Origin of the sequence: Pseudomonas vranovensis DSM 16006, from assembly GCF_000425805.1 — a bacterium.
GTDB classification, from domain to species: Bacteria; Pseudomonadota; Gammaproteobacteria; order Pseudomonadales; family Pseudomonadaceae; genus Aquipseudomonas; species Aquipseudomonas vranovensis.
Genome location: NZ_AUED01000002.1, coordinates 163,397 through 186,298, shown reverse-complemented (window position 1 = coordinate 186,298; position 22,902 = coordinate 163,397). Strand labels below are relative to the sequence as shown.

23 protein-coding genes and 1 tRNA gene are annotated in these 22,902 nt (G+C 61.5%); 9 read left to right on the top strand and 15 right to left on the bottom strand.

Going from position 1 to position 22,902, the window contains the following annotated elements:
- Positions 1-42 precede the first annotated feature (42 nt).
- The 4 genes from H621_RS0104825 to H621_RS0104810 are packed head-to-tail and all read right to left on the bottom strand — an operon-like array spanning position 43 to position 3,007.
- Positions 43-732 (bottom strand): ABC transporter permease, encoded by a 690-nt coding sequence (locus H621_RS0104825; protein ID WP_028942274.1) that lies wholly within the window; start codon positions 730-732, stop codon positions 43-45.
- Positions 729-1,385, bottom strand: coding sequence for an ABC transporter permease (locus H621_RS0104820; RefSeq protein WP_028942273.1), 657 nt, complete (start codon positions 1,383-1,385; stop codon positions 729-731). The genes H621_RS0104825 and H621_RS0104820 overlap by 4 nt, the downstream gene beginning before the upstream one ends.
- Positions 1,386-1,443: 58 nt before the next feature.
- Positions 1,444-2,220 carry an ABC transporter substrate-binding protein gene (locus tag H621_RS0104815; RefSeq protein ID WP_028942272.1) on the bottom strand — a complete coding sequence of 259 codons (777 nt, stop codon included), beginning with the start codon at positions 2,218-2,220 and terminating at the stop codon, positions 1,444-1,446.
- A gap of 13 nt (positions 2,221-2,233) precedes the next feature.
- A complete protein-coding gene (locus H621_RS0104810; RefSeq protein WP_028942271.1) occupies positions 2,234-3,007 on the bottom strand; it encodes an ABC transporter ATP-binding protein in 774 nt (257 codons plus the stop codon).
- A 611-nt stretch (positions 3,008-3,618) separates the two neighbouring features.
- On the opposite strand from H621_RS0104810, the gene gabP reads away from it, so the two are divergent.
- Complete coding sequence (gene gabP / locus H621_RS0104805; RefSeq protein WP_028942270.1) at positions 3,619-5,013, top strand: GABA permease; 1,395 nt, start codon at positions 3,619-3,621, stop codon at positions 5,011-5,013.
- A gap of 85 nt (positions 5,014-5,098) precedes the next feature.
- Here the strand turns inward: gabP and H621_RS0104800 are convergent, their stop codons facing one another.
- From H621_RS0104800 to panM, 7 genes are all read right to left on the bottom strand, one after another.
- On the bottom strand, positions 5,099-5,539 hold the full coding sequence (locus H621_RS0104800; protein ID WP_028942269.1) for a hypothetical protein: 441 nt from the start codon (positions 5,537-5,539) through the stop codon (positions 5,099-5,101).
- A 60-nt stretch (positions 5,540-5,599) separates the two neighbouring features.
- Positions 5,600-6,652 carry a polyphosphate kinase 2 gene (gene ppk2 / locus H621_RS0104795; RefSeq protein ID WP_028942268.1) on the bottom strand — a complete coding sequence of 351 codons (1,053 nt, stop codon included), beginning with the start codon at positions 6,650-6,652 and terminating at the stop codon, positions 5,600-5,602.
- A 143-nt stretch (positions 6,653-6,795) separates the two neighbouring features.
- Positions 6,796-6,871: transfer RNA gene (locus tag H621_RS0104790), tRNA-Phe, on the bottom strand.
- Positions 6,872-6,962: 91 nt separating this feature from the next.
- Positions 6,963-7,235 (bottom strand): oxidative damage protection protein, encoded by a 273-nt coding sequence (locus H621_RS0104785; protein ID WP_028942267.1) that lies wholly within the window; start codon positions 7,233-7,235, stop codon positions 6,963-6,965.
- Positions 7,235-8,299, bottom strand: a complete 1,065-nt coding sequence (gene mutY / locus H621_RS0104780; protein WP_028942266.1) for an A/G-specific adenine glycosylase — start codon at positions 8,297-8,299, stop codon at positions 7,235-7,237. The genes H621_RS0104785 and mutY overlap by 1 nt, the downstream gene beginning before the upstream one ends.
- Positions 8,296-10,542, bottom strand: coding sequence for an AsmA family protein (locus H621_RS0104775; RefSeq protein ID WP_028942265.1), 2,247 nt, complete (start codon positions 10,540-10,542; stop codon positions 8,296-8,298). The genes mutY and H621_RS0104775 overlap by 4 nt, the downstream gene beginning before the upstream one ends.
- Before the next feature lie 97 nt (positions 10,543-10,639).
- Positions 10,640-11,044, bottom strand: a complete 405-nt coding sequence (gene panM, locus H621_RS0104770) for an aspartate 1-decarboxylase autocleavage activator PanM (RefSeq protein WP_028942264.1) — start codon at positions 11,042-11,044, stop codon at positions 10,640-10,642.
- A gap of 214 nt (positions 11,045-11,258) precedes the next feature.
- On the opposite strand from panM, the gene H621_RS0104765 reads away from it, so the two are divergent.
- The 6 genes from H621_RS0104765 (at position 11,259) to hisF (ending at position 16,102) form a co-directional block, all read left to right on the top strand.
- The gene (locus H621_RS0104765) at positions 11,259-12,911 is read left to right on the top strand and encodes an OFA family MFS transporter (RefSeq protein WP_028942263.1); all 1,653 of its coding nucleotides are present in this window, start codon (positions 11,259-11,261) and stop codon (positions 12,909-12,911) included.
- Between the two features lie 138 nt (positions 12,912-13,049).
- Positions 13,050-13,643: an imidazoleglycerol-phosphate dehydratase HisB gene (gene hisB / locus H621_RS0104760; protein ID WP_028942262.1), complete on the top strand. Its 594-nt coding sequence runs from the start codon at positions 13,050-13,052 to the stop codon at positions 13,641-13,643.
- On the top strand, positions 13,643-14,281 hold the full coding sequence (gene hisH / locus H621_RS0104755) for an imidazole glycerol phosphate synthase subunit HisH (RefSeq protein ID WP_028942261.1): 639 nt from the start codon (positions 13,643-13,645) through the stop codon (positions 14,279-14,281). Before hisB ends, hisH begins: the two co-directional genes overlap by 1 nt.
- Positions 14,281-14,541: a DUF2164 domain-containing protein gene (locus tag H621_RS0104750; RefSeq protein ID WP_028942260.1), complete on the top strand. Its 261-nt coding sequence runs from the start codon at positions 14,281-14,283 to the stop codon at positions 14,539-14,541. Before hisH ends, H621_RS0104750 begins: the two co-directional genes overlap by 1 nt.
- A gap of 42 nt (positions 14,542-14,583) precedes the next feature.
- On the top strand, positions 14,584-15,321 hold the full coding sequence (gene hisA / locus H621_RS0104745) for a 1-(5-phosphoribosyl)-5-[(5-phosphoribosylamino)methylideneamino]imidazole-4-carboxamide isomerase (RefSeq protein ID WP_028942259.1): 738 nt from the start codon (positions 14,584-14,586) through the stop codon (positions 15,319-15,321).
- 10 nt (positions 15,322-15,331) lie between these two features.
- Positions 15,332-16,102 carry an imidazole glycerol phosphate synthase subunit HisF gene (hisF, locus tag H621_RS0104740; RefSeq protein WP_010221324.1) on the top strand — a complete coding sequence of 257 codons (771 nt, stop codon included), beginning with the start codon at positions 15,332-15,334 and terminating at the stop codon, positions 16,100-16,102.
- A gap of 73 nt (positions 16,103-16,175) precedes the next feature.
- Here the strand turns inward: hisF and choV are convergent, their stop codons facing one another.
- The 3 genes from choV to H621_RS0104725 form a co-directional block, all read right to left on the bottom strand.
- Positions 16,176-17,354: a choline ABC transporter ATP-binding protein gene (choV, locus tag H621_RS0104735; protein ID WP_028942258.1), complete on the bottom strand. Its 1,179-nt coding sequence runs from the start codon at positions 17,352-17,354 to the stop codon at positions 16,176-16,178.
- Complete coding sequence (gene choW, locus H621_RS0104730) at positions 17,351-18,199, bottom strand: choline ABC transporter permease subunit (protein ID WP_177431039.1); 849 nt, start codon at positions 18,197-18,199, stop codon at positions 17,351-17,353. Before choW ends, choV begins: the two co-directional genes overlap by 4 nt.
- A gap of 65 nt (positions 18,200-18,264) precedes the next feature.
- Positions 18,265-19,212 (bottom strand): choline ABC transporter substrate-binding protein, encoded by a 948-nt coding sequence (locus tag H621_RS0104725; protein ID WP_028942256.1) that lies wholly within the window; start codon positions 19,210-19,212, stop codon positions 18,265-18,267.
- 450 nt (positions 19,213-19,662) lie between these two features.
- Here H621_RS0104725 and H621_RS0104720 point away from each other — a divergent pair, with 450 nt between their 5' ends.
- Both H621_RS0104720 and gbdR read left to right on the top strand, forming a co-directional pair.
- Complete coding sequence (locus H621_RS0104720) at positions 19,663-21,039, top strand: L-serine ammonia-lyase (protein ID WP_028942255.1); 1,377 nt, start codon at positions 19,663-19,665, stop codon at positions 21,037-21,039.
- A gap of 408 nt (positions 21,040-21,447) precedes the next feature.
- Positions 21,448-22,551: a choline metabolism transcriptional regulator GbdR gene (gene gbdR, locus H621_RS0104715; protein WP_028942254.1), complete on the top strand. Its 1,104-nt coding sequence runs from the start codon at positions 21,448-21,450 to the stop codon at positions 22,549-22,551.
- Positions 22,552-22,624: 73 nt separating this feature from the next.
- Here the strand turns inward: gbdR and H621_RS0104710 are convergent, their stop codons facing one another.
- Positions 22,625-22,879: a hypothetical protein gene (locus H621_RS0104710; RefSeq protein WP_028942253.1), complete on the bottom strand. Its 255-nt coding sequence runs from the start codon at positions 22,877-22,879 to the stop codon at positions 22,625-22,627.
- Positions 22,880-22,902 lie beyond the last annotated feature (23 nt).

Genomic DNA, 22,902 nt, shown 5'->3' with positions numbered 1-22,902 from the left:
CTGATACGAAAACGGGGCTGTGATCAGCCCCGTTATACAGGTTCAACGGCCTTGGCAGGCGTCTACGCGCAGCCAGCGTTCCAATTGCTTGAACGCTTGCACCAGCACGAAGGAGATCACCAGGTACATCACACCAGCGGCGAAGAAGATCTCTACCGGCATGTAGGTGCGCGCAATGATGGTCCGGGCCATGCCGATGATGTCTAGCAGGGTCACGGTACTGGCCAGGGCGCTGGCCTTGAGCATCAGGATGACTTCGTTGCTGTAGGCCGGCAGGCCGATGCGCGCGGCGCGCGGCAGCATGATGAAGATCATCGCCTTGGCCCGCGACATGCCCAGTGCCCGTGCCGCTTCAATCTCGCCACGGGGGATGGCCTGCAAGGCGCCACGAAGGATTTCGGCGATGTAGGCCGCGGTGTGCAGGGTCATGGTCAGCACCGTGCACCAGAACGGATCGCGCAGGTAAGGCCACAGCGCACTGTTTTTCACCGCATCGAACTGCGCCAGACCGTAGTACACCAGAAACAGCTGCACCAGCAGCGGGGTGCCGCGGAAGAAAAAGATGTAGCCAAAGGGCAGGGCGCGCACATACCAGTGCCGCGACGAGCGGGCGATACCCAGCGGAATGGCCAGGATCAGGCCGACAATCACGGCAATGGCCAGCAGTTCGAGGGTCAGCGTGGCGCCCTGGACCAGCTTTGGCAGCCACTTGATGATGACTTCCCAGTTCATTGGTTGGCCCTCGCGAAGCCGCGAGCGGCGCGTTTTTCCAGAAAGTGCATGACGATCATGGCGACGATGGTCAGGCACAGGTAAATGCAGGCAGCAGCCATGTAGAAGGTGAATGGCAGCTTGGTGTTGGTCACGCCGTTCTGGGCCTGGCGCATGATTTCTTCGAGGCCGATCACCGACACCAGGGCGGTGTCTTTCATCAGGATCATGAACAGGTTGCCAAGGCCGGGCAGGGCCATGCGCCACATTTGTGGCAGGATCAGCCTGGAGAAGATGCGGCCCTTGGACAGGCCCAGGGCCAGGCCCGCTTCGCGGTGGCCCTTGGGGATGGCCAGGATCGCGCCGCGGAACACTTCCGTGGCATAGGCACCGAAGCACAGGCCCAGGGCGATCACGCCGGCAACGAAGGGCTTGTCCATCAGCGTGGCAAAGCTGAAGTAGATAAACAGTACCCAGAGCAATTCCGGTACGCCGCGTACCAGGGTGGAGTAGGTGCCACCAATCCATTGCAGGGGTTTGAAGGGCGAGGTCTTGGCCAGGGCGCCGAGCAGCCCCAGCACCAGCCCTACGCAGAGGGCCGACAACGCCAGTTTGACGGTCATCAGCGTCCCGGCCGCAAGAGCCGGACCGAATCCGTATAGATCAATATTCATGGGCAGGTGTGTTCAAGGGACGGGCACCGCCCATGCAGGCGGTGCCGGTCGGGGCGAATCAATAGATGCTGAAAGGGAAGTACTTGTCGTTGATCTTCTTGTAGGTGCCGTCAGCAACGATTTCTTTCAGGGCAGCGTTCAGCTTCTCGCGCAGTGGATCGCCTTTGCGTACGGCGATACCGATTTCGTCACTCTCGACCACAGGCTCGCCTTTGAACTCGTAGTTCTTGCCCGCTTCGGACTTGAGCCAGTCGTAGTTGACGAACTTGTCGGCCAGCAGTGCGTCGACGCGGCCGGAGGTCAGGTCAAGGTAGGCGTTTTCCTGAGTGTCGTAGAGCTTGATGGATTTGACGTCGTCGCTGAAGTTGTCTTCGAGCCAGGTGCCGGACAGGGTGGCGCGCTGGGTGCCGATGGTCTTGCCCTTGAGTGCGGTCTTGAGCGAGGCCATGTCGGTTTTTTCGACCTTGAAGTCGCTGTTCTTCGGCGCGATGAACTGCAGCTTGTTGGAGTAGTAGCGGTCGGTGAAGTCAACGGCCTGCTTGCGCTCGTCGGTGATCGACAGCGACGAGACGATGAAGTCGTATTTCTTGGCCAGCAGCGACGGAATGATGCCGTCCCAGTCGGAGGTAACCACTTCGCACTCGACTTTCATCTTGGCGCACAGGGCGTCGCCGATGTCTTTGTCAAAGCCCACTACCTGGCCACTGGCGTCCTTGCTGTTGAATGGCGGGTAGGCCGCCTCGATGCCCATCTTCAGTTTCTCGGCAGCCATTGCATTGGCCGAGAACACCAGCGTGGCGGCAGCGGCCAGGAGGAATTTCTTATAGGTCTGCATGCGTGTTGCTCCGTTAGCGGTTGCTGGACATGAATTGTTTACAACGCGCCGAGTTCGGGTTTTCAAAAACCTGCTGCGGCGTTCCCTGCTCTTCGACCAGCCCTTGGTGCAGGAAGACGACTTCGCTGGACACCTGGCGGGCGAAGCCCATTTCGTGCGTAACCAGTAGCATGGTACGGCCTTCTTCGGCCAGGGCGCGGATAACGTTAAGCACTTCCTGGACCATTTCCGGATCCAGGGCCGAGGTCGGCTCGTCAAACAGGATGACCTTGGGCTTCATGGCCAGGGTGCGGGCAATGGCTGCGCGCTGCTGCTGGCCACCGGACAATTCGGCCGGGTAGCTGTGGCGCTTGTTGTGGATGCCGACCTTGTTGAGCAGCGCCTCGGCATGTTCGATGGCCTCGGCCTTGCTCTGGCCGAGCACGCGGCGAGGGGCCTCGATGATGTTGTCGAGGATGCTCATGTGCGGCCACAGATTGAAATTCTGGAACACGAAGCCGATCTCGCTGCGCAGGCGATTGATCTGCTTGTTGTCGGCCGCCACCAGTTCGCCGTTTTTTGCCGACTTGAGCCGCAGCTCTTCGCCAGCCACCAGGATCTGGCCCTGGTGCGGGTTTTCCAGCAGGTTGATGCAGCGCAGCAGAGTGGACTTGCCGGAGCCGGAGGATCCCAGGATCGAGATCACGTCGCCATCGCGTGCGGTCAGCGAGATGCCCTTGAGAATCTCCTGGTCGCCGTAGCGTTTGTGCAGGTTGCGGATTTCCAGCGCGGGCGTGGCCTCAGCCATGTGCGGTCCTCATGTGTTCTGGTGCGCTCCTGCTGTTGGCGGCCTTCTTGGCGAGCGCCAAGCTAGCATAGCGGCTGAATGACAGCCAACAACGACGGGAGGGGCAACGGGTTACCGGGAGGGCGGGTGTCGCATCGCTGCAGCTGACTGTCGCGCGGATGTCCGCCTGCCCTCGTTTCCAGGGCCGGAGCCTTGATGAAAAAAGGCGCGATGGTGCCATTTTTGGCCAGTGCTGGGAAGCCGTTTCTGACCTTCCGTACAGCTTCGGGCATGGATTGCGGCGATTGGTTGCGCCTTGTGGGTTGTACCTTTTTGCTCCAAGGATGTGCGTGAGGTGTTACCTGTGATGAATTTTGGTGCGACCGTCTATTTGTAAGTGAGTATTTCAGTAATTAAGGGGGGAGGGGCCTTTTTTGGTGGGCATTCGGCCAGTATCTGGCGGAAAGGCCTGTAAACCTTGTTGCACAAGGCCGTAGGGGATTTCGAACGAACGGTCGGGGAGCTGGCGCACTATTTGCGTTGCTGATCGGTAACAGGATGTTGCGCCGCTGCATTCAAGGGCGCACCCGACGTCGCAGGACCGAAAAGCCAATCCTTGCAAAGGTAGTTTTATGAGCGGTACGCACACTTCCAATGACCTCGCTCAGGGGCTCAAACAACGGCATGTCACCATGCTGTCCATTGCTGGCGTTATCGGCGCCGGTTTGTTCGTCGGCTCCGGCCACGCCATTGCCGAGGCCGGCCCAGCCGTGCTGCTGGCCTATGCCGCTGCCGGTACCCTGGTGGTGCTGGTGATGCGCATGTTGGCGGAAATGGCTATCGCCTCGCCGGATACCGGCTCCTTCTCCACTTACGCCGACAAGGCCATCGGCCACTGGGCCGGCTTTACCATCGGCTGGCTGTACTGGTGGTTCTGGGTGTTGGTGATCCCGCTGGAGGCCAATGCCGCCGCCACCATCTTGCATGCCTGGTTCCCTGATGTCGGGATCTGGGTGTTCACCCTGGTCATCACCTTGCTGCTGACCGCGACCAACCTGTTCAGCGTGAAGAACTACGGCGAGTTCGAGTTCTGGTTCGCGTTGCTCAAGGTGGTCGCGATCGTCGCCTTCATTATCCTTGGTGCTGCGGCAATCTTCGGCCTGCTGCCCAACAGCCAGGTCAGCGGCGTCAGCCATCTGTTCGACACCCAGGGCTTCATGCCCAACGGTATGGGTGCGGTGCTGGCAGCCATGTTGACCACTATGTTCTCGTTCATGGGCACCGAGATCGTCACCATTGCTGCCGCCGAGTCGAAAGATCCGGGCAAGCAGATCACCAAGGCCACCAACTCGGTGATCTGGCGGATCTTCCTGTTCTACCTCGTGTCGATCTTCGTGGTCGTGGCCCTGGTGCCGTGGAACCACAGTGACCTGGCCGAAGTGGGCTCCTATCAGACTGTGCTGAACCTGATGGGCATCCCCAATGCCAAGTTGATCGTCGACATCGTCGTGCTGATTGCCGTGACCAGTTGCCTGAACTCGGCGCTGTACACCTCCTCGCGCATGCTCTTTTCCCTGAGCAAGCGTGGTGATGCACCGGCCGTTGCCCAGCGCACCACCTCAACCGGCACGCCGTACTGCGCGGTGGTGCTGTCGACGGCGGCGGCGTTCCTTACCGTGATCGCCAACTACCTGGCCCCGGCCCAGGTGTTCGAGTTCCTGTTGGCCAGCTCCGGTGCCATCGCCTTGCTGGTGTACCTGGTGATTGCCGTTTCGCAACTGCGCATGCGCCGTCAGCGTATGGCCCGTGGCGAGAAGATTGCCTTCAAGATGTGGCTGTTCCCGGGCCTGACCTGGGCAACCATCGTGTTCATCGTGGGCATTCTGACGGTGATGCTGATCCGTCCGGACCATCGCATCGAGATCGTGGCGACCGGGTTGCTGTCGATTGCAGTTGTGGCGGCGGGGCTGCTGGTGGCGCGCAAGCGCAAGGCCGAAGCGGCTGGGCGGGTTGTGCTGAACAACTGACGGGATGAGTTGCGGGGCAAGCCCTACCGGTGCATACAAAACCTGTAGGAGCGGCGGTGTGACGTCTCGACTTGCCCCGCGAAACTCAGCCGAACTGCTTCTGCTGAGTCTTGGCCACAGCCTCAGAGGCCGAGATGTAGGCCTCCTGGAACTCGTCGCTCTCCAGCCACGCCATGGTGGTGTCTTCGTCTGCACCGTCCAGCCATTTGCGGTAGGCGGTGAAGACCATGACGATGTAGTCGGTAGCGTGTTCTTCCTTGTGGCCCTTGAGCACCAGGGCCAGCAGCGGGTCAACCAGGAACACCGAGATCAGCGACACCAGCCCGCCTTCCTGAGCGGTCTTCATCTTCTCGAACAGGGCGTCGTAGCTGCCCGAGTCCATTGCCTTGTTGAAGACCTGCTCAACGCTTGCGCTGGAGCTTTCGCCATTGCTCTTGACCGCCTGGCCGCTACGCACCATGCGGTTTTCGCGAGCCTTGGCGGCAGCGCGCTTGGCGCGTTTCTGTTGTTTGCTGTTGGAGGCCATCGGTGAATCCTGAGTCGTAAGGTTTTGCGTATTGAATCGCAGTTGGCCGGGAAACCCAAGCTACGAATGGGTGGCCAGCGGCTGTACACCCTCACTACGGTCCTCTTCCACCAGCACCCGCGATGCCCGGTCCACCAACAAAGGGTCGGGATGATGGGCCACGCGCAGGTCTTTGCCCGGATAGTCCAGCGAATGCAGGAAGTGACGGATGCAGTTGATCCGTGCGCGCTTCTTGTCATCGGACTTGACCACTGTCCACGGCGCATCGGCGGTGTCGGTGTGGAAAAACATTGCCTCTTTGGCCGCGGTGTACTCGTCCCACTTGTCCAGCGACTTGATGTCGATAGGCGACAGCTTCCAGTGCTTGAGCGGGTCGTCACGTCGGGAGATGAAGCGGCGCAGCTGTTCTTCGCGATTCACCGAGAACCAGTACTTGAACAACAGGATGCCGCTGTTGCAGAGCATGCGTTCAAGGTCGGGCGCCTGGCGCATGAATTCCAGGTACTGCAGCGGCGTGCAGAAATCCATCACCCGCTCGACGCCGGCGCGGTTGTACCAGGAGCGGTCGAAGAAGACCATTTCACCTGCGGTGGGCAGGTGCTGGATATAGCGCTGGAAGTACCACTGGCCCTTTTCCTGCTCAGAAGGCTTCTCCAGGGCCACGATGCGTGCGCCGCGCGGGTTCAGGTGCTCCATGAAGCGTTTGATCGTGCCACCCTTGCCCGCGGCGTCACGGCCTTCGAACAGCACGACGATGCGCTGGCCGGTGTCTTTGACCCAGCTCTGTACCTTGAGCAGCTCGATCTGCAGTTCGTGCTTGGCCTTGTCGTACTCGGCACGGCGCATGCGGGTACGGTAGGGGTAGCTGGCGGGCAGTCTGGCCGAGGTACTGTCTTCATTCGAGCCGCGTGGGGCCGAGGCGACTTTGAGTGCGGCCGGCTGCTGGCTGATGGTGCTGATCGGCGCGTCGGTGCTGGCGGTCGCAGGGGGGCGTGGGGTACGCGGGCGACGTGGGCGGGGGGTAGCGGTCTTGCGCGGTGTAGTCGTGCTGGTGCTCGCGGGTGTTTCGGTGGCGGGCAAGGGCAGGGGTAGGGCTGTGGAATCTTCGCTCATTGGGGGCCTGTTGGTTTTCTGGTATCCACCAGGCAGCTTACGGCGATGGGGCGGGGGCGTATTGACGGTGGTCAACGACGGCGCTTTTTGCGGCGCAAATGAAAAACCCCTGAATCTCGCGATTCAGGGGTTTTCGGTATTAGTGGTGCCCAGAGACGGAATCGAACCGCCGACACGGGGATTTTCAATCCCCTGCTCTACCGACTGAGCTATCTGGGCAACGGGGCGCATTAAAAGGGTTTTTCGGATTTACGTCAACGACTTTTTTAAAATTTTTTAAATTAATTCCGTCGCTTACGATTTTCCGGGGTTATTCGGCCGGTGGAACGTAGCCTTCGGCCTTCTCGTATTCCTGGCCGGAGAAGAACTTGTCCATCTCGCCCTGGAGGAATTTGCGGTCCTCGGCGTTCATCATGTTCAGGCGCTTCTCGTTGATCAACATGGTCTGTTCTTTCTGCCAGTCGGCCCAGGCCTTCTGCGAGATGTGCTCATAGATGTCCTGGCCCTTGGCGCCGGGGTACGGTGGGCGCTCAAGGCCTGGCAGTTCTTCTTTGTACTTGCGGCACATTACGGTGCGGGTCATCACGACTCTCCTGCAATCAAAACGTCGGCCGCGCGCTTAAGCAGTTTTTTCACCGGGGCGGCAAGGCCCAGGCGCGGCGGGGTGGCGAGGTTATACCAGAGCCAGTCGGCCTCGGCCACGTGGGCCCGGGTGTCATCGACCCGGACCAGCCAGGGTTCAATGGCCAGCTGGAAGTGGCTGAAGGTGTGGGTCAGGCTGTCCAGCGCCTGGCTGCCAGCCAGGTTCAGGCCGTGCTGCTCGGCCAGGTCTTCGAGCTGCTCCAGGTTGTCGAGCTCCGGCAGGCTCCACAAACCACCCCACAGGCCGCTGGAAGGGCGACGGTAAAGCAGGATGGCGCCTTCGGGGTTGGCCAGCAGCGGCATCAGGGTGCGTCGCTGGGGCAGCTCTTTGCGCGGCTTGGGGATCGGGTAGCGGATCTCCTGGCCGAGCATGTGCGCTTCACAACCGACCTTGAGCGGACACAGCAGGCAACTGGGCTTGCTGCGAGTACACAAGGTGGCGCCCAGGTCCATCATCGCCTGGGTGTAGTGGTTGACCCTGGCGTGCGGGGTGTAGCGTTCGGCATTGGCCCACAGCGCCTTGGCCACCTTGGGCTCGCCCGGGTAACCCTCCTGGGCGGTGTAGCGGGCCAGCACGCGCTTGACGTTGCCGTCGAGGATCGGCGCGCGCAGGCCCATGCTGATACTGGCAATGGCGCCGGCGGTAGACAGGCCGATGCCGGGTAGGTCGGTGAGCTTCTCGACATCGCGGGGAAATTCGCCGCCGTACTGCTCGACGACGATCTTCGCGGTTTTCTGCAGGTTGCGCGCCCGGGTGTAGTAACCCAGGCCTGTCCACAGGTGCAGCACTTCGTCTTCAGGTGCCTTGGCCAGGGCCTGCACGGTGGGCAGCGCTTCCATGAAGCGAGCGAAGTAATTGAGCACGGTGCTGACCTGGGTCTGCTGTAACATGATCTCCGAGACCCACACCCGATACGGGTTGATGCCCTGTTGCCAGGGCAGGTCATGACGGCCGTTACGGTCGTACCACGCCAGTACGGCGCTGGAAAACTGCTCGGGGCTCATCGCTTGAACAACCCCTTGAGTGCATCCTTGAGTTCCGGGCTCACCTTGTCACCGAGCTTCTCGTCGATCTTGTCGCTCAGTTTCTCGCTGACCCGGTCGCCAGCGAGTTTGGCGGCAACCTTGCCCAGGCCGTCCTTGTCCAGGCGGCAGGCCTTGGCGCCCAGCTCCAGCGGGCCACGGCACTGCAGCGGCAATTCCAGGCCCACGTAGCGCTCGCCCACCTGACAGGCCGGGTCCGGCATGTCGCGCTTGTCGCCCTCGACGATCACGCCGATGCGGTAGTCCATGCCGAGCACGCGCAGGTCGAGGTCGCCGCGACCGTTGACGGTCAGGCCCGGAATGCGTGCCTTGAGGTCCGGGTTGCTGGCGACGCCGTTGCGCAGCACCAGGGTGCCCTTGAGCTCCTGGAACGGCGTGTCCTTGCCCCGAGGCTCGCCGCTCAAGGACTTGCGGTTCAGCGTAGCGATGGCCTGGCACAGTTGCTGTTCAAGGTTGGCGTTGACCAGGATGCCGTCGTTGATGACGAAGCTGGCGTTGCCGTTGAGGGTGTCGACCAGGGCCTTCTGGCTGTTGCCGGTGGCGGTCAGGTCGCTGTTGAGGGTCAACAGGCCTTTGACCGGCGGGGTTTCGGTCTGGCTCTTGATGAAGTGCTCCACCGGCACTCGGTTGATCTTGGTGTTCAGGCCAATCTGCGGCACCGCGGGGCGTACATCGAGGGTGCCCTTGGTGGCGAAGTCGCCGTTGTAGAGGCCGCCGCTCAGGGTTTCGAGGGTGATCAGGCCACCTTGGCCCTGGGCTTTGAGGTGGGCGTTCTCGATCGGCAGCTTCTCCAGGGTCAGCAGGCCGAAGGTCAGATCGGCCTGCAGGTCGACTTTACGCAGGCGGTCGACCGGCAGCAGCTTGTCGTTGCTCCAGGCCACCTGGGTAGGAGCGTCGGGCAGCGGCGTGTTGCCGGCGGTGGCCAGGGCGCTGTCTTCCTTGCTCTTGACCTCGGCCTGACGCGCCGCCGTGGCGCTGGCGGCCGCTTCGCTCTTGACCGGCATGTAGCGGTCGGCGTCGAACTTGTCGGCCTTGAGCTGGATGCGCAGGGCTTGCTTGGCGAAGTCTTCGACGGCCAGGCGGCCGCTGAAGGTGCTGTCGTCGAGTTTTACTGCCAGGTCTTCCAGGGCAAGGCTGGTAGGGCTGCCTTGCAGGCGGCTGACCATCTCGAACTTGCTCAGGGTGGTGGCGTCGGCCGAGGCCGGCAGTGGGCGGCCGATGCTGTCGAGGAACTTGCGCAGGTCGAGCTGGGCGATGGACAGGCCGCCGGTCAGCTGGGGGGTTTTGTCCAAGTCACGCACGTTCAACTCGCCGAGGGCGCGCAATTGGTTGGCCGACAGCTTCAAGCCGTTCCATTCGGCGACGTTGGCTGCCAGATCGACCAACAACTGGCCCTGGGCGGCAAAGCTCATGGTCTTGCCCTGCAACGGTTCACCCGAGGCCTCACCGCTGAGTTTCATGTCTTCGAACTGGTAGCGCTTGAGGCGACGGTCAAAGCGCAGCTCGCCGTTGAGCTCGGTACGCGCCTTGATCACTGGCTGGCCGGCACTGAGGAAGGCGGTCAGCTTCAGCGGGATGTTCACGCCTTCGTGTACGGCGCCGGTGCTCAACTGGATGCTTTCGGCGCCAAAGGTCTGGCCGCTGCGGGCATCGGTGTACTGCACCCGGGCGTTGTTCACGGTCAGGCTGTCGATGTCCAGCTTCACAGGGCGGTCGCTGGCGTCGCTCTTGCTCTCGGCCTGGGCCGTGCCATCGGCGGCAGGCGGGGTGCCTTCGCCAGGTGCCGGCGTGGCAGCCGGCAGCGGCTTGCCGATGTCTTCCCAGTTGCCATGGCCGTTCTCGTCGCGGCTCAGGGTCAGGTTCAGGCCTTCGACACGCACATCGCTCATTTGCACTTCACGGCGCAGCAGGGGCAGCACGCGCACTGAAAGGCCAAGCATCTGCAGGTCGGCAAAGGGCACTTTCGGATTGTTCAGGGTGGCGATGCTGGCTTCATGCAGTTCCAGCCCCAGCCAGGGGAACAGGCTCCAGCCGATATCACCATTGAGCGTCAACTCGATGTGGGCCTTGTCGCGTGCCAGCTGGCGAATCTCGTCTTTGTAGTCGTTGGGATCGAAGAGGTGGGTCAGGGCGAAGCCCAGAGCCACAATGATCAGCAACAGCCCGAGAAGCACCAGCCCCAGGATTTTGCCGAACGCTTTCATGGGCGAGTCCTTGTAGTCCGATTTCTAAAATTCAGCCGCAGAGTATAGCGCTGCGGTCGTTGACGCTGGAGTGATGCCGCGCTGTCAGGAATTTTTCCTACAGTTGTGCCACATCCAGCTTCAGGTTCAGTGGTGCCAATAGCGCGTTCATCTCAGCGCTTTCCTGCTTTGAAAACAGACGCAACCCAGCCCCTGCTTCTTGTGCCAACCGCTGTGCCTCGTTGACCAGGCGCAGCCCGACGCCGCGGCGCCGGGTCAATGAGCGTACGCACAAGTCGCTCAATTGCCAGGCTACATCCTCACGCTGCAGGCGGGCAGCGCCGAGCAGGCGATCGTTGAATCGCGCGGCGATCAGGCTGCCGTCCTCAAGTGCTGCGCTGACCAGGGCCAGGGCCTGTTCGGGGCCGGCGAGCATCCAGGCGGGGGCGTCGGCATAGAGCCTGGCCAGGTCCTGCAGGTCTTGCTGGCTGGGAGTGGTCAGGGTTTCGACAACGATGGGCATGACAGTTCCTTGCACACGGGTTCAGTTGTTGAGCAAAAGACGGGATCAGCTTGCTTTCAGTGCGGGCGGCTAATGCTACTCTTTCGCCGCTCGCGGGTCCTGCTGTGGCGTTTTGTCGCGTTTTGCAGGGCAATTGTGCCAAATAAGACGACCAGTGCCTGCCGGCCAAGGTCGTGAGCCGTGAGCTGACCATTTCTACGAGGGACTACAACAAATGAACAGCATCACGGCAGGCGCAAAAGCCAGCCCCCCGGGTTTCCTGTCCAAGGAGCGGATTATCGCCACGCCCGGCTTCAACCGCTGGCTGGTACCGCCCGCCGCTCTGGCGATCCACTTGTGTATCGGTATGGCCTACGGTTTTTCGGTGTTCTGGCTGCCGTTGTCCCAGGCCGTCGGCATCACCGCGCCGGTTGCCTGTGCGCCCGACATGAGCTTCTTTGCCCGCCTGTTCAGCGCCGACTGCGACTGGCAGATCTCGATGCTGAGCTGGATCTACACCCTGTTCTTTGTGTTCCTGGGCTGCTCGGCGGCGGTCTGGGGCGGTTGGCTGGAGCATGCCGGGCCGCGCAAGGCCGGTGTGGTGTCGGCACTGTGCTGGTGCGGTGGTTTACTGCTTTCGGCGCTGGGTATCTACACCCACCAGCTCTGGTTGATGTGGCTGGGTTCGGGGGTGATCGGCGGAATCGGCCTGGGCCTGGGGTACATATCGCCGGTCTCGACGTTGATCAAGTGGTTCCCGGACAAGCGCGGCATGGCCACCGGCATGGCGATCATGGGCTTTGGCGGCGGGGCCATGGTTGGCGCACCGCTGGCGGCAGCCTTGATGAACCACTTCGCCAGCCCTGGAGGTGTCGGCGTATGGCAGAGCTTCGTGGTGATGGCGGTCATCTACTTCATCTTCATGATCGGCGGTGCCCTGGCCTACCGTGTGCCGCCCACCGGCTGGAAGCCCGAGGGTTGGACCGCTCCGCTGAAAAAGGCCAACAACGCGATGATCACCCACCGCCATGTGCATGTCAGCGTGGCGTGGAAAACCCCGCAGTTTGCACTGATCTGGTTGGTGTTGTGCCTGAACGTTTCGGCGGGTATCGGCATCCTGGGCATGGCCTCGCCACTGCTGCAGGAGGTTTTTGCCGGCAAACTGCTGGGTAATGACCTGACCTTCAGCCAGCTCAACACCGCACAGCTGGCGCAGATCGCCGCCATCGCCGCCGGCTTTACCGGGTTGCTCAGCCTGTTCAACATTGGCGGGCGGTTTTTCTGGGCGTCGTTCTCCGACTATATAGGGCGCAAGAACACCTACTTTGCCTTCTTCGCCCTGGGCGTTGCCCTGTATGCACTGGTGCCGAACATGGGGCAGGTGGGCAACATCGCCCTCTTCGTGGCGGCGTTCTGCATCATCCTGTCTATGTATGGCGGTGGCTTTGCCACGGTGCCGGCCTACCTGGCCGACCTGTTCGGTACGCAGATGGTCGGGGCCATTCACGGTCGCCTGCTGACCGCCTGGGCGGCTGCCGGGGTGCTTGGCCCGGTGTTGATCACGTATTTGCGCGAGTACCAACTGTCGCTGGGGGTCGATCGCGCGGCGGTGTACGACATCACCTTGTACATCCTCGCCGGCTTGCTGGTGCTGGGCTTTATCTGCAACGCGCTGGTACGCCCGGTGGCCGACAAATACTTCATGACCGACGAACAACTGGCGGCCGAACAGGCGCTGGGCCATGACCAGGGCAGCGCGCGGGTGCTGGAGTGGCATGCGGCGCCGGGCACCTTGCCGTTGGTGATCGCCGCCTGGCTGGTAGTGGGCATTCCGCTGGCCTGGGGGATCTGGGTGACGCTGCAGAAGACGGCGGTGCTGTTCAACTGACCCGCGGCTGCGGAAATTTGTGCGATTTGGGGGATTTACCAGGTAAATCCCCTGCCACATGTCATCTTCGTTTCATGCCAGACATATCTGGGCCTATAATGATCGCCTTTTTCGCCCAATGATTTTGCGGAGCTGGTGATGGTCGAACGTAAGGCTTCCGTCGAGCGCAATACTCTGGAGACCCAGATCAAGGCCTCGATCAACCTGGATGGCAGCGGCAAGGCCCGATTCGATATCGGTGTGCCTTTCCTTGAACATATGCTCGACCAGATCGCCCGACATGGGCTGATCGATCTCGACATCGAATGCAAGGGCGACCTGCATATCGACGATCACCATACCGTCGAAGACGTCGGGATCACCCTGGGCCAGGCGTTCAACCAGGCCATCGGTGACAAAAAAGGCATCCGCCGCTACGGCCACGCCTATGTACCGCTCGACGAAGCACTGTCGCGTGTGGTTATCGACTTCTCCGGCCGCCCAGGCCTGCAGATGCACGTGCCCTATACCCGCGCCTCGGTAGGCGGCTTCGATGTCGACCTGTTCCAGGAATTCTTCCAGGGCTTCGTCAACCACGCCAACGTCACCCTGCACATCGACAACCTGCGTGGGCACAACACCCACCACCAGATCGAAACCGTGTTCAAGGCTTTCGGCCGCGCGCTGCGCATGGCCATCGAGCTCGATGAGCGCATGGCCGGTCAGATGCCGTCGACCAAGGGTTGCCTGTAATGCAGACAGTTGCCGTAATCGACTATGGCATGGGCAACCTGCACTCGGTGGCCAAGGCCCTGGAGCATGTAGGCGCCGGCAAGGTGCTGATCACCAGCGATGCTGCGGTGATCCGCGAGGCTGACCGCGTGGTATTTCCGGGTGTTGGCGCGATCCGCGACTGCATGGCCGAGATCCGCCGCCTGGGCTTTGACAGCCTGGTGCGTGAAGTCAGCCAGGACCGTCCGTTCCTCGGCATCTGCGTGGGCATGCAGGCGCTGCTCGATCACAGTGAAGAGAACGACGGCGTCGACTGCATCGGACTGTTTCCCGGCAACGTGAAGTTCTTCGGCAAGGACCTGCACGAAGACGGCGAGCACCTGAAAGTGCCGCACATGGGCTGGAACGAGGTCACCCAGGCCATCGATCACCCGCTGTGGCACAACATCCCCGACCTTGCACGTTTCTACTTCGTGCACAGCTACTACATCACCGCGGCCAAGGCCGTGCAGGTGGTGGGCCGTGGTCACTACGGCGTCGATTTTGCCGCCGCGCTGGCTGAAGGTTCGCGTTTTGCCGTGCAGTTCCACCCGGAGAAGAGCCATACCCATGGCCTGCAACTGCTGCAGAACTTCGCTGCCTGGGACGGACGCTGGTAATGAGCAAATCCAGGACCAAGGCACCGATCCTCACGCTCGCACCGGAACAGGAACGCGAGGCACTGGAGGTACTCAAGCGCTTTCTTGAAGACCGCTTCGAGCTGCAGCTTGGGTCGTTCGAGGTGGCCGAGGTCCTGGACGTGTTCACCAAAGAGATTGCCCCGCACTACTACAACAGGGCGATTTTCGATGTGCAGACGCACCTCAAAGAGAGGTTCGAAAGCATCGAAAGCGACCTGTGGGCGCTCGAGAAGAACTGACTTCCCGAGCATCACTGTTTACCGAATAGACAGGTTTTCCAGATGCTGATTATCCCCGCTATCGATCTCAAGGACGGTGCTTGCGTACGCCTGCGCCAGGGCCGTATGGAAGATTCCACCGTTTTTTCCGATGACCCGGTGAGCATGGCCGCCAAATGGGTCGAGGGCGGCTGCCGTCGTCTGCATCTGGTCGACCTGAACGGCGCCTTCGAAGGCCAGCCGGTCAATGGCGAAGTGGTTACCGCCATTGCCAAGCGCTACCCGAACCTGCCGATCCAGATCGGCGGCGGTATCCGCTCGCTGGAAACCATCGAGCATTACGTCAAGGCCGGCGTCAGCTACGTGATCATCGGCACCAAGGCAGTGAAAGAGCCCGAGTTCGTCGCAGAAGCCTGCCGTGCCTTCCCGGGCAAGGTCATTGTCGGCCTGGACGCCAAGGACGGCTTCGTCGCCACCGACGGCTGGGCCGAAGTCAGCACTGTGCAGGTCATCGACCTGGCCAAGCGTTTCGAGGCTGACGGCGTCTCGGCCATCGTCTACACCGACATCGCCAAAGACGGCATGATGCAGGGCTGCAACGTGCCGTTCACCGCCGCCCTGGCCGAAGCCACCAAGATCCCGGTCATCGCCTCCGGCGGTATCCACAACCTGGGTGACATCAAGGCCCTGCTCGACGCCAAGGCGCCAGGCATCATCGGTGCGATCACCGGCCGCGCCATCTACGAAGGCACCCTGGACGTTGCCGAGGCGCAAGCCTTCTGCGACGCCTACAAAGGCTGAGGAACGACCCATGGCATTGGCCAAGCGCATCATCCCTTGCCTGGACGTCGACAACGGCCGAGTGGTCAAGGGCGTCAAGTTCGAGAATATCCGCGATGCCGGTGACCCGGTGGAAATCGCCCGTCGCTACGATGAACAGGGCGCCGACGAGATCACCTTTCTCGACATCACGGCCAGCGTCGATGGCCGTGACACCACCTTGCATACTGTCGAGCGCATGGCCAGCCAGGTATTCATCCCGCTGACCGTGGGCGGTGGCGTGCGCACCGTGCAAGACATCCGCAACCTGCTCAACGCCGGTGCCGACAAGGTTTCGATCAACACTGCCGCGGTGTTCAACCCGGAGTTCGTCGGCGAAGCTGCCGCGCATTTCGGCTCTCAGTGCATTGTGGTCGCCATCGATGCCAAGAAGGTTTCCGGCCCGGGCGAAACCCCGCGCTGGGAAATCTTCACCCACGGTGGCCGCAAGCCGACCGGCCTGGATGCCGTTGAATGGGCAAAGAAAATGGAAGGCCTGGGTGCTGGTGAGATCCTGCTGACCAGCATGGATCAGGATGGCATGAAGAACGGCTTCGACCTGGGCGTAACCCGGGCCATCAGCGATGCGCTGGGGATTCCGGTGATTGCCTCCGGTGGTGTGGGCAACCTGCAGCACCTGGCCGATGGCATTATCGAAGGGCATGCCAGCGCAGTGCTGGCGGCGAGCATCTTCCACTTCGGTGAGTACACCGTGCCTGAAGCCAAGGCCTTCATGGCCAAGCAGGGCATCGTCGTTCGCTGAAATCGCAAAGCTGATCGCGGGGCAAGCCCGCTCCCACCAGGCCGGTGGGAGCGGGCTTGCCCCGCGATGCTTTTTACCCCAGATTCTTGCCCAGCAACGCGTGATACAGCTCGCTGTCACCCAGAATCCCCACCACTGAATTCCCTTCCTGAAGCACCAGCTTGTTACCGGTCTGGTAGCGAATCTGCAGCGCTTCACGCATGCCGATGCTGGCGCTGACCAGGGTTGGTTTGCGCCCCAGGTCTTCCACTGCTTCTCCTGGCGCCCAGTTCTGCAGGTCGAGGCCGTTGACGCCCTGGCGCGCGCCTTTGATGGTGTTGCCTTCGGCCAGGTCCAGCCACGAATCGCCGCCCGGGTCCAGGCAGATCGAGCCGTTGATCCGCTTGCACTTGTCCAGGGTGCGCATCAGGCTGCGGCCGCACAGTACGTTGAGGGGGTTGGTGTGGGCGACGAAGGTACGCACGTATTCGTCGGCCGGGTTGAGGACGATTTCTTCTGGCTTGCTGTACTGGATGATCTTGCCGTCCTTCATGATCGCGATTCGGCTGCCCAGCTTCAGCGCTTCGTCCAGGTCGTGACTCACGAACACGATGGTTTTGCTCAGCTTGCGCTGCAGCTCCAGCAGTTCGTCCTGCAGGCCCTGGCGAATCAGCGGGTCGAGGGCCGAGAAGGGTTCGTCCATCAGCAGGATATCGGCGTCCATCGCCAGGGCGCGGGCCAGGCCTACACGTTGCTGCATGCCGCCGGAGAGTTCGTCGGGCTTTTTGTTGCGCCATTGGGTCAGGCCGACCAGCTCGAGCTTCTCGTCGACCAGCTTGCGCCGTTCCTTCTCGGGGCGGCCCTGCATTTCCAGGCCGAAGCTGATGTTCTCGCGCACGGTGAGCCAGGGCATCAGGGCGAACTTCTGGAACACCATGGCGATGCGCTTGGTGCGCATCATTTTCAGTTCCGCCGGGGTGCAGTGGGCGATGTCGATGTGCGAGCCTTCGTGCTCGACAAACAACTTGCCACGGCTGACGGTGTTCAGGCCGTTGATGCAGCGCAGCAGGCTCGACTTGCCCGAACCGGACAGGCCCATCAGCACGCAGATCTCGCCTTTGTTGATGTCCAGGTTGGCTTTTTCGACGCCGACTACCAGCCCGGTTTTCTTCAGGATCTGCTCCCGCGAAAGGCCTTGGTCTAGCAGGCTGAGGGCCTCACGCGGTCGGCTGGAGAAGATAACGTCTACATCTTCGAAGCGAATAATGCTCATGCTTCACTCCTTACCGGTGCGTCGGGTTGTTTGCAGATACGGTCGAGCATGATCGCCAGCAGCACGATCGCAAGACCTGCTTCGAAGCCCAGGGCGATATCGGCGGTGTTCAGTGCGTTGACCACAGGTTTGCCCAGGCCGTCGGCGCCCACCAGGGCGGCAATGACCACCATCGACAGTGACAGCATGATGCATTGGGTGACGCCGGCAGCGATGCTCGGCATGGCGTGGGGCAGTTCGATGCGCGAGAGCAGTTGTCGGCGCGAGCAACCGAAGGCCTTGCCGGCATCCAGCAGCTCCTGGGGTACGTCGCAAATGCCCAGGTAAGTGAGGCGGATCGGTGCGGCGATGGCGAACACCACCGTGGAGATCAGCCCCGGTACCACGCCCAGGCCGAACAGGGTCAGTGTCGGGATCAGGTAGACGAAGGTGGGCACCGTCTGCATCAAGTCCAGCACCGGACGCATGGCGGTATAGAACATCGGCTTGTGGGCGGCGAGGATGCCCAGCGGTACGCCGATGGCCACGCAGACCATGGTGGCGAACAGCACCTGGGCCAGGGTTTCCATGGTTTCTTGCCAGTAACCCAGATTGAGGATCAGCAGGAATGACAGCACGCAGAAGGCGGTCAGCGCCCATTTGCGCTGGATCAGGTGCGCGATCACTGCAACCAGGCCGATCAGGACGAAAGGATTGAACCAGGTCAACGCCCCGGTCACCCCGTGAATCATCAATTCCAGTGCTTCGGCGAAGGCATCGAAGTAGTTGGCGCCGTGTTGGGTCAACCATTCGACGAAGCCTGCGATGTACTGGCCCAGTGGTATTTTTTGATCGATCAGCATGATAGCGAGCGTCCACCTGCAAAAGATTGAAGACAGCCTGCGGCGGGCGAACCCGCCGCAGGTGGTGCTTACTGCGTCAGTTTGGCTTTGGCCGCTTCCAGGCCCGGTTTGCCGTCAACGGTGGTAACCCCTGCCAGCCAGGTATCGAGTACCTGAGGGTTCTTTTTCAGCCAGGCCTTGGCTGCGGCGTCGGGTTTCATTTTGTCGTCCAGGACGTTGCCCATCAGGGTGCTTTCCATGTCCAGGGTGAAGGACAGGTTTTTCAACAACTGACCGACGTTGCTGCATTCCTGCACATAGCCCTTGCGCGTGTTGGTCAGCACCGTGGCCTTGCCGTATTCGGGACCGAAGAAGTCATCGCCCCCGTCCAGGTATTTCATCTTGAAGCGGGTGTTCATCGGGTGCGGTTCCCAGCCCAGGAACACCACGGCGGTGTCACGGCGCTGGGCGCGTTCAACCTGCGAGAGCATGCCGGCCTCGCTGGATTCGACCACCTTGAAACCGGCGTCCTTGAGGCCGAAGGCGTTCTTGTCGATCATGGTTTGAATGGTGCGGTTGCCGTCATTGCCAGGCTCGATCCCGTAGATCTTGCCGTCCAGCTCCTTCTTGAACTTGGGAATGTCGGCGAAGGTTTTCAGGCCCTTGTCATACAGCGCCTGAGGTACAGCCAGGGTGTACTTGGCGTTCTCGAGGTTCGCCCGTACGGTTTCCACGGTGCCGGCATCGCGGTACTGCTTGATGTCGTTTTCCATGGTTGGCATCCAGTTGCCGAGAAACACATCCATATTTTTGCCATCGGCCAGCGACTTGTAGGTCACCGGGACCGAGATCATGGTGGTCTTGGTCTTGTAGCCCAGCGACTGCAACACCACGCTGGTGACTGCGGTGGTCACGGTGATGTCGGTCCAGCCGACATCGGAGAAGTTGACGGTATGGCACTGCTCGGGCTCGGCGGCCTGGGCCAGCACCGGCAGACTCAGCGCCGCGGCCAGCAACAGCGAAGGTGAACCTTTCATACGATGGACTCCTGATGTTTTTCTCGGACGTCCCACGGGACCGCCGTGCTTTATGGTTTGCAGTCGGTCGGGCCTGGCTATCGGGCTATAGCGGGACAGGTGCCGTGCAATCGAGTCGATACCGATCATCTAACAGCGAAAATCAAACGCCTACAGGGTGCGTCGTATCCAGTACAGACAGGGTCGCATCCAGTGTCGATGAGGTCGTTTACAGATTTTTCCCGCCCCGTAAACGTGGTTTCAGTGCATCTGCACCGTAAAAAAACGGCGCATGGACGCGGGTGACAACTGGCGGCGTTGCTGAGCAAGAGCACGTCGGTTGCAGACGTCAGACCTCGGGTCAAAAGCCTGATGATGCGCGAATTCGGCGGATTGCCGCCTAATCAGCGTAGCAGTTGCACCGTCCTTGGCGTGGGCTGTGGGCGGCTGCTCAATCAGGAGGTAGGTGGCATGGCCATCAGTGTGTTCGACCTGTTCAAGATCGGCGTCGGCCCTTCCAGTTCCCATACCGTGGGCCCGATGCGGGCGGCGGCGTTGTTCGTCCAGGGCCTGCGTGAGCGCGGTGAGCTTGAGCAGGTGCGACGCATCGAGGTGCGCCTGTACGGCTCGCTGTCGGCTACCGGTATCGGCCATGGCAGCGACAATGCAGTGATCATGGGCCTGATGGGCGAATGGCCAGATGCAATCGACCCGTCGCAGATCGGCCTGCGCATTGCCACCTTGCGCGAGACAGACACCTTGCTCCTCGATGGCAGGCTCGAAGTCGGGTTTGTCTGGGGCCGCGACATGTTGTTGCTGGACGAGAACCTTCCCTACCACCCCAATGCCATGACCCTGATCGCAGAAGGCGCATCGGGCGAGCTGCACCGCGATACCTACTACTCGGTTGGTGGCGGCTTTGTGGTCGATGCCGCGCAGGCCGCCAGCGGTGTGTTGGATGCCGACAACACCGTGTTGCCCTACGATTTCAACAGTGCCGTGGAGCTGCTGGAGTTGTGCAAGCAAAACGACCTGCGCGTGTCGCAATTGATGCTGGAAAACGAAAAGGTCTGGCGCAGTGAAGAGGAGATTCGCGCTGGGCTGTTGAAGCTGTGGCACGCCATGCAGGCCTGTGTCGAAAACGGTCTCAAATACGAAGGCATTCTTCCCGGCGGACTGAATGTGAAGCGTCGTGCGGCCAAGCTGCACCGCAGCCTGCAAGAGTTGAACAAGCCCAATGTGATCGGCTCGACCCTGAGCGCCATGGAGTGGGTCAACCTCTATGCCCTGGCGGTGAACGAGGAAAACGCCGCCGGCGGGCGCATGGTGACTGCGCCCACCAATGGCGCAGCGGGGATCATTCCGGCGGTGCTGCACTACTACATGCGCTTCAGCGATGAAGTCAGTGAAGCGAACGTGGTCGACTTCTTTCTGGGCGCGGCAGCGGTGGGCATTCTGTGCAAAAAGAATGCGTCGATTTCCGGTGCCGAGGTCGGCTGCCAGGGCGAGGTCGGTTCAGCCTGCGCCATGGCGGCGGCAGGGTTGGCAGAAGTGCTCGGCGCCACCCCGGCACAGCTGGAGAACGCGGCCGAAATTGGCCTCGAGCACAACCTGGGATTGACTTGCGACCCGGTGGGCGGCCTGGTTCAGGTGCCGTGCATCGAGCGCAATGCCATTGCTGCGGTCAAGGCGATCAACGCCGCACAGATGGCCCTGCGCGGCGACGGCGAGCACTTCATCTCCCTCGACCGGGTGATCCGCACCATGCGCGATACCGGTGCCGACATGCACGACAAGTACAAGGAAACGTCGCGCGGTGGCCTGGCCGTCAGCGCCATTGAGTGCTGAGTGCCCTACAGACGCTGCGCCTTTTTCGCACATAACCTGTACGCGCGCCGCCTTTTGGCGCGCGGCACGGCACCCCGGCCTTAAACGCTTGTTACCCCCGGCTGAAGTACTTGGGTGACATTTGTCACATGTCGTTTCTGGGCATCCTTCCCACAAGTGCTACCGAACTGCTCATTTTTCCTACGCACCGGCGCTAGCCCGGTCGTTTGCGTTTGTGTCCAGGCCTGGAAGCAGGGGCCAGATAGACGCTGCGCGACGTCGTTTTTGGGTTTTGTTGAATAGCCATTCAATTTCAGGCATGGCAATTGCGTTGTGATAGTCAAAAGCCCCTGCATTCGAATCGGGGCCGTGACAAAAAAGCCCGTGCCTGCCTGAGGCGCACCCTGCATTGTGTGAGGAGATACCGCGATGACGTCGTACAACTCCGGGACCCCAACCCAGAACCGCACACCTCAATCCATCGGCTTCCTGCTGCTGGACAACTTCACCCTCATCTCCCTGGCGTCTGCGGTCGAGCCGCTGCGCATGGCCAACCAGCTGTCGGGCCGTGAACTGTATCGCTGGAGCACCTTGAGTGTGGATGGCGGTCAGGTCTGGGCCAGTGATGGCTTGCAGATCACCCCGGACGCGGCGATGCACAAGGCGCCCGCCATGGACACGGTCATCGTCTGCGGCGGTATCGGCATTCAGCGCACGGTGACCCGAGAGCACGTGACGTGGCTGCAGAGCCAGGCCCGCCAGTCGCGTCGCCTGGGTGCGGTGTGTACCGGAAGCTGGGCGCTGGCCTGCGCCGGCCTGCTCGATGGTTTTGATTGCAGTGTGCACTGGGAGTGCCTGGCGGCCATGCAGGAGGCTTTCCCGCGGGTGAGCATGAGCACCCGTTTATTCACCCTCGACCGCAACCGCTTCACCAGCTCTGGCGGCACCGCGCCGCTGGACATGATGCTGCACCTGATCAGTCGCGACCACGGCCGCGAACTGTCGGCGGCGATCTCCGAGATGTTCGTCTACGAGCGCATCCGCAACGAACAGGACCACCAGCGCGTGCCGCTCAAGCACATGCTGGGCACCAACCAGCCCAAGCTTCAGGAAATCGTTGCGCTCATGGAAGCCAACCTGGAAGAGCCGATCGACCTGGACGAACTGGCTGTGTATGTAGCGGTGTCGCGTCGCCAGCTGGAGCGCCTGTTCCAGAAGTACCTGCACTGCTCGCCGTCGCGCTACTACCTCAAGCTGCGCCTGATCCGTGCCCGGCAACTGCTCAAGCAGACACCGATGTCGATCATCGAGGTGGCGTCGGTGTGCGGGTTTGTCTCTACGCCGCACTTCTCCAAGTGCTACCGCGAGTACTTCGGTATTCCGCCACGTGACGAGCGCGTGGGCTCCAACACCGCGCAGCAAGTGGCGATGATGCCGATTCCACAGGCACTGGTGTTGTCGCCGCTGGCAGGGCCGATGTCGGCGTTGAGCCAGGCGCGCAACGAGTCGACGTTTGCCAGTGTGAGGCTCTGAATTGGGGTGAATTCACCGCGGGGCAAGCCCGCTCCCACAGAGCTTGTGGGAGCGGGCTTGCCCCGTGATGCGTTTAGCGACTGTTGAACTGCGCCAACGCCGGTAACAGCTGCTTTTCGATGGCCTGGCGCACCGCCGGCAGAATCGTCGCGTTACCGGTGTACATCTGCTCGACCATTCCCTTCAGGGCCTTGGCCCGCGGCTCGCTCAAGCCCCGCACCGCACACTCGCAGGCCTGTTCGGCACTGGCGTCGGCCGGCATCTCGAACCCCAGCGCGCGCAGCTGGCCCAGCAGGTCGTCCTGATCAATCAAATCCGCATGCATCATGGTTGTTGTCCTTGTTTGCAGGT

Coding starts and splice junctions, on each gene's coding strand:
- hisH (WP_028942261.1), top strand. CDS start 13,643: ATGCAGACAGTTGCCGTAATCGACTATGGCATGGGCAACCTGCACTCG.
- ppk2 (WP_028942268.1), bottom strand. CDS start 6,652: ATGAGCGAAGATTCCACAGCCCTACCCCTGCCCTTGCCCGCCACCGAA.
- H621_RS0104725 (WP_028942256.1), bottom strand. CDS start 19,212: ATGAAAGGTTCACCTTCGCTGTTGCTGGCCGCGGCGCTGAGTCTGCCG.
- H621_RS0104820 (WP_028942273.1), bottom strand. CDS start 1,385: ATGAATATTGATCTATACGGATTCGGTCCGGCTCTTGCGGCCGGGACG.
- H621_RS0104810 (WP_028942271.1), bottom strand. CDS start 3,007: ATGGCTGAGGCCACGCCCGCGCTGGAAATCCGCAACCTGCACAAACGC.
- gbdR (WP_028942254.1), top strand. CDS start 21,448: ATGACGTCGTACAACTCCGGGACCCCAACCCAGAACCGCACACCTCAA.
- H621_RS0104825 (WP_028942274.1), bottom strand. CDS start 732: ATGAACTGGGAAGTCATCATCAAGTGGCTGCCAAAGCTGGTCCAGGGC.
- H621_RS0104815 (WP_028942272.1), bottom strand. CDS start 2,220: ATGCAGACCTATAAGAAATTCCTCCTGGCCGCTGCCGCCACGCTGGTG.
- hisB (WP_028942262.1), top strand. CDS start 13,050: ATGGTCGAACGTAAGGCTTCCGTCGAGCGCAATACTCTGGAGACCCAG.
- gabP (WP_028942270.1), top strand. CDS start 3,619: ATGAGCGGTACGCACACTTCCAATGACCTCGCTCAGGGGCTCAAACAA.
- hisA (WP_028942259.1), top strand. CDS start 14,584: ATGCTGATTATCCCCGCTATCGATCTCAAGGACGGTGCTTGCGTACGC.
- H621_RS0104785 (WP_028942267.1), bottom strand. CDS start 7,235: ATGACCCGCACCGTAATGTGCCGCAAGTACAAAGAAGAACTGCCAGGC.
- hisF (WP_010221324.1), top strand. CDS start 15,332: ATGGCATTGGCCAAGCGCATCATCCCTTGCCTGGACGTCGACAACGGC.
- H621_RS0104800 (WP_028942269.1), bottom strand. CDS start 5,539: ATGGCCTCCAACAGCAAACAACAGAAACGCGCCAAGCGCGCTGCCGCC.
- mutY (WP_028942266.1), bottom strand. CDS start 8,299: ATGAGCCCCGAGCAGTTTTCCAGCGCCGTACTGGCGTGGTACGACCGT.
- H621_RS0104710 (WP_028942253.1), bottom strand. CDS start 22,879: ATGATGCATGCGGATTTGATTGATCAGGACGACCTGCTGGGCCAGCTG.
- H621_RS0104750 (WP_028942260.1), top strand. CDS start 14,281: ATGAGCAAATCCAGGACCAAGGCACCGATCCTCACGCTCGCACCGGAA.
- H621_RS0104775 (WP_028942265.1), bottom strand. CDS start 10,542: ATGAAAGCGTTCGGCAAAATCCTGGGGCTGGTGCTTCTCGGGCTGTTG.
- choV (WP_028942258.1), bottom strand. CDS start 17,354: ATGAGCATTATTCGCTTCGAAGATGTAGACGTTATCTTCTCCAGCCGA.
- H621_RS0104720 (WP_028942255.1), top strand. CDS start 19,663: ATGGCCATCAGTGTGTTCGACCTGTTCAAGATCGGCGTCGGCCCTTCC.
- panM (WP_028942264.1), bottom strand. CDS start 11,044: ATGCCCATCGTTGTCGAAACCCTGACCACTCCCAGCCAGCAAGACCTG.
- H621_RS0104765 (WP_028942263.1), top strand. CDS start 11,259: ATGAACAGCATCACGGCAGGCGCAAAAGCCAGCCCCCCGGGTTTCCTG.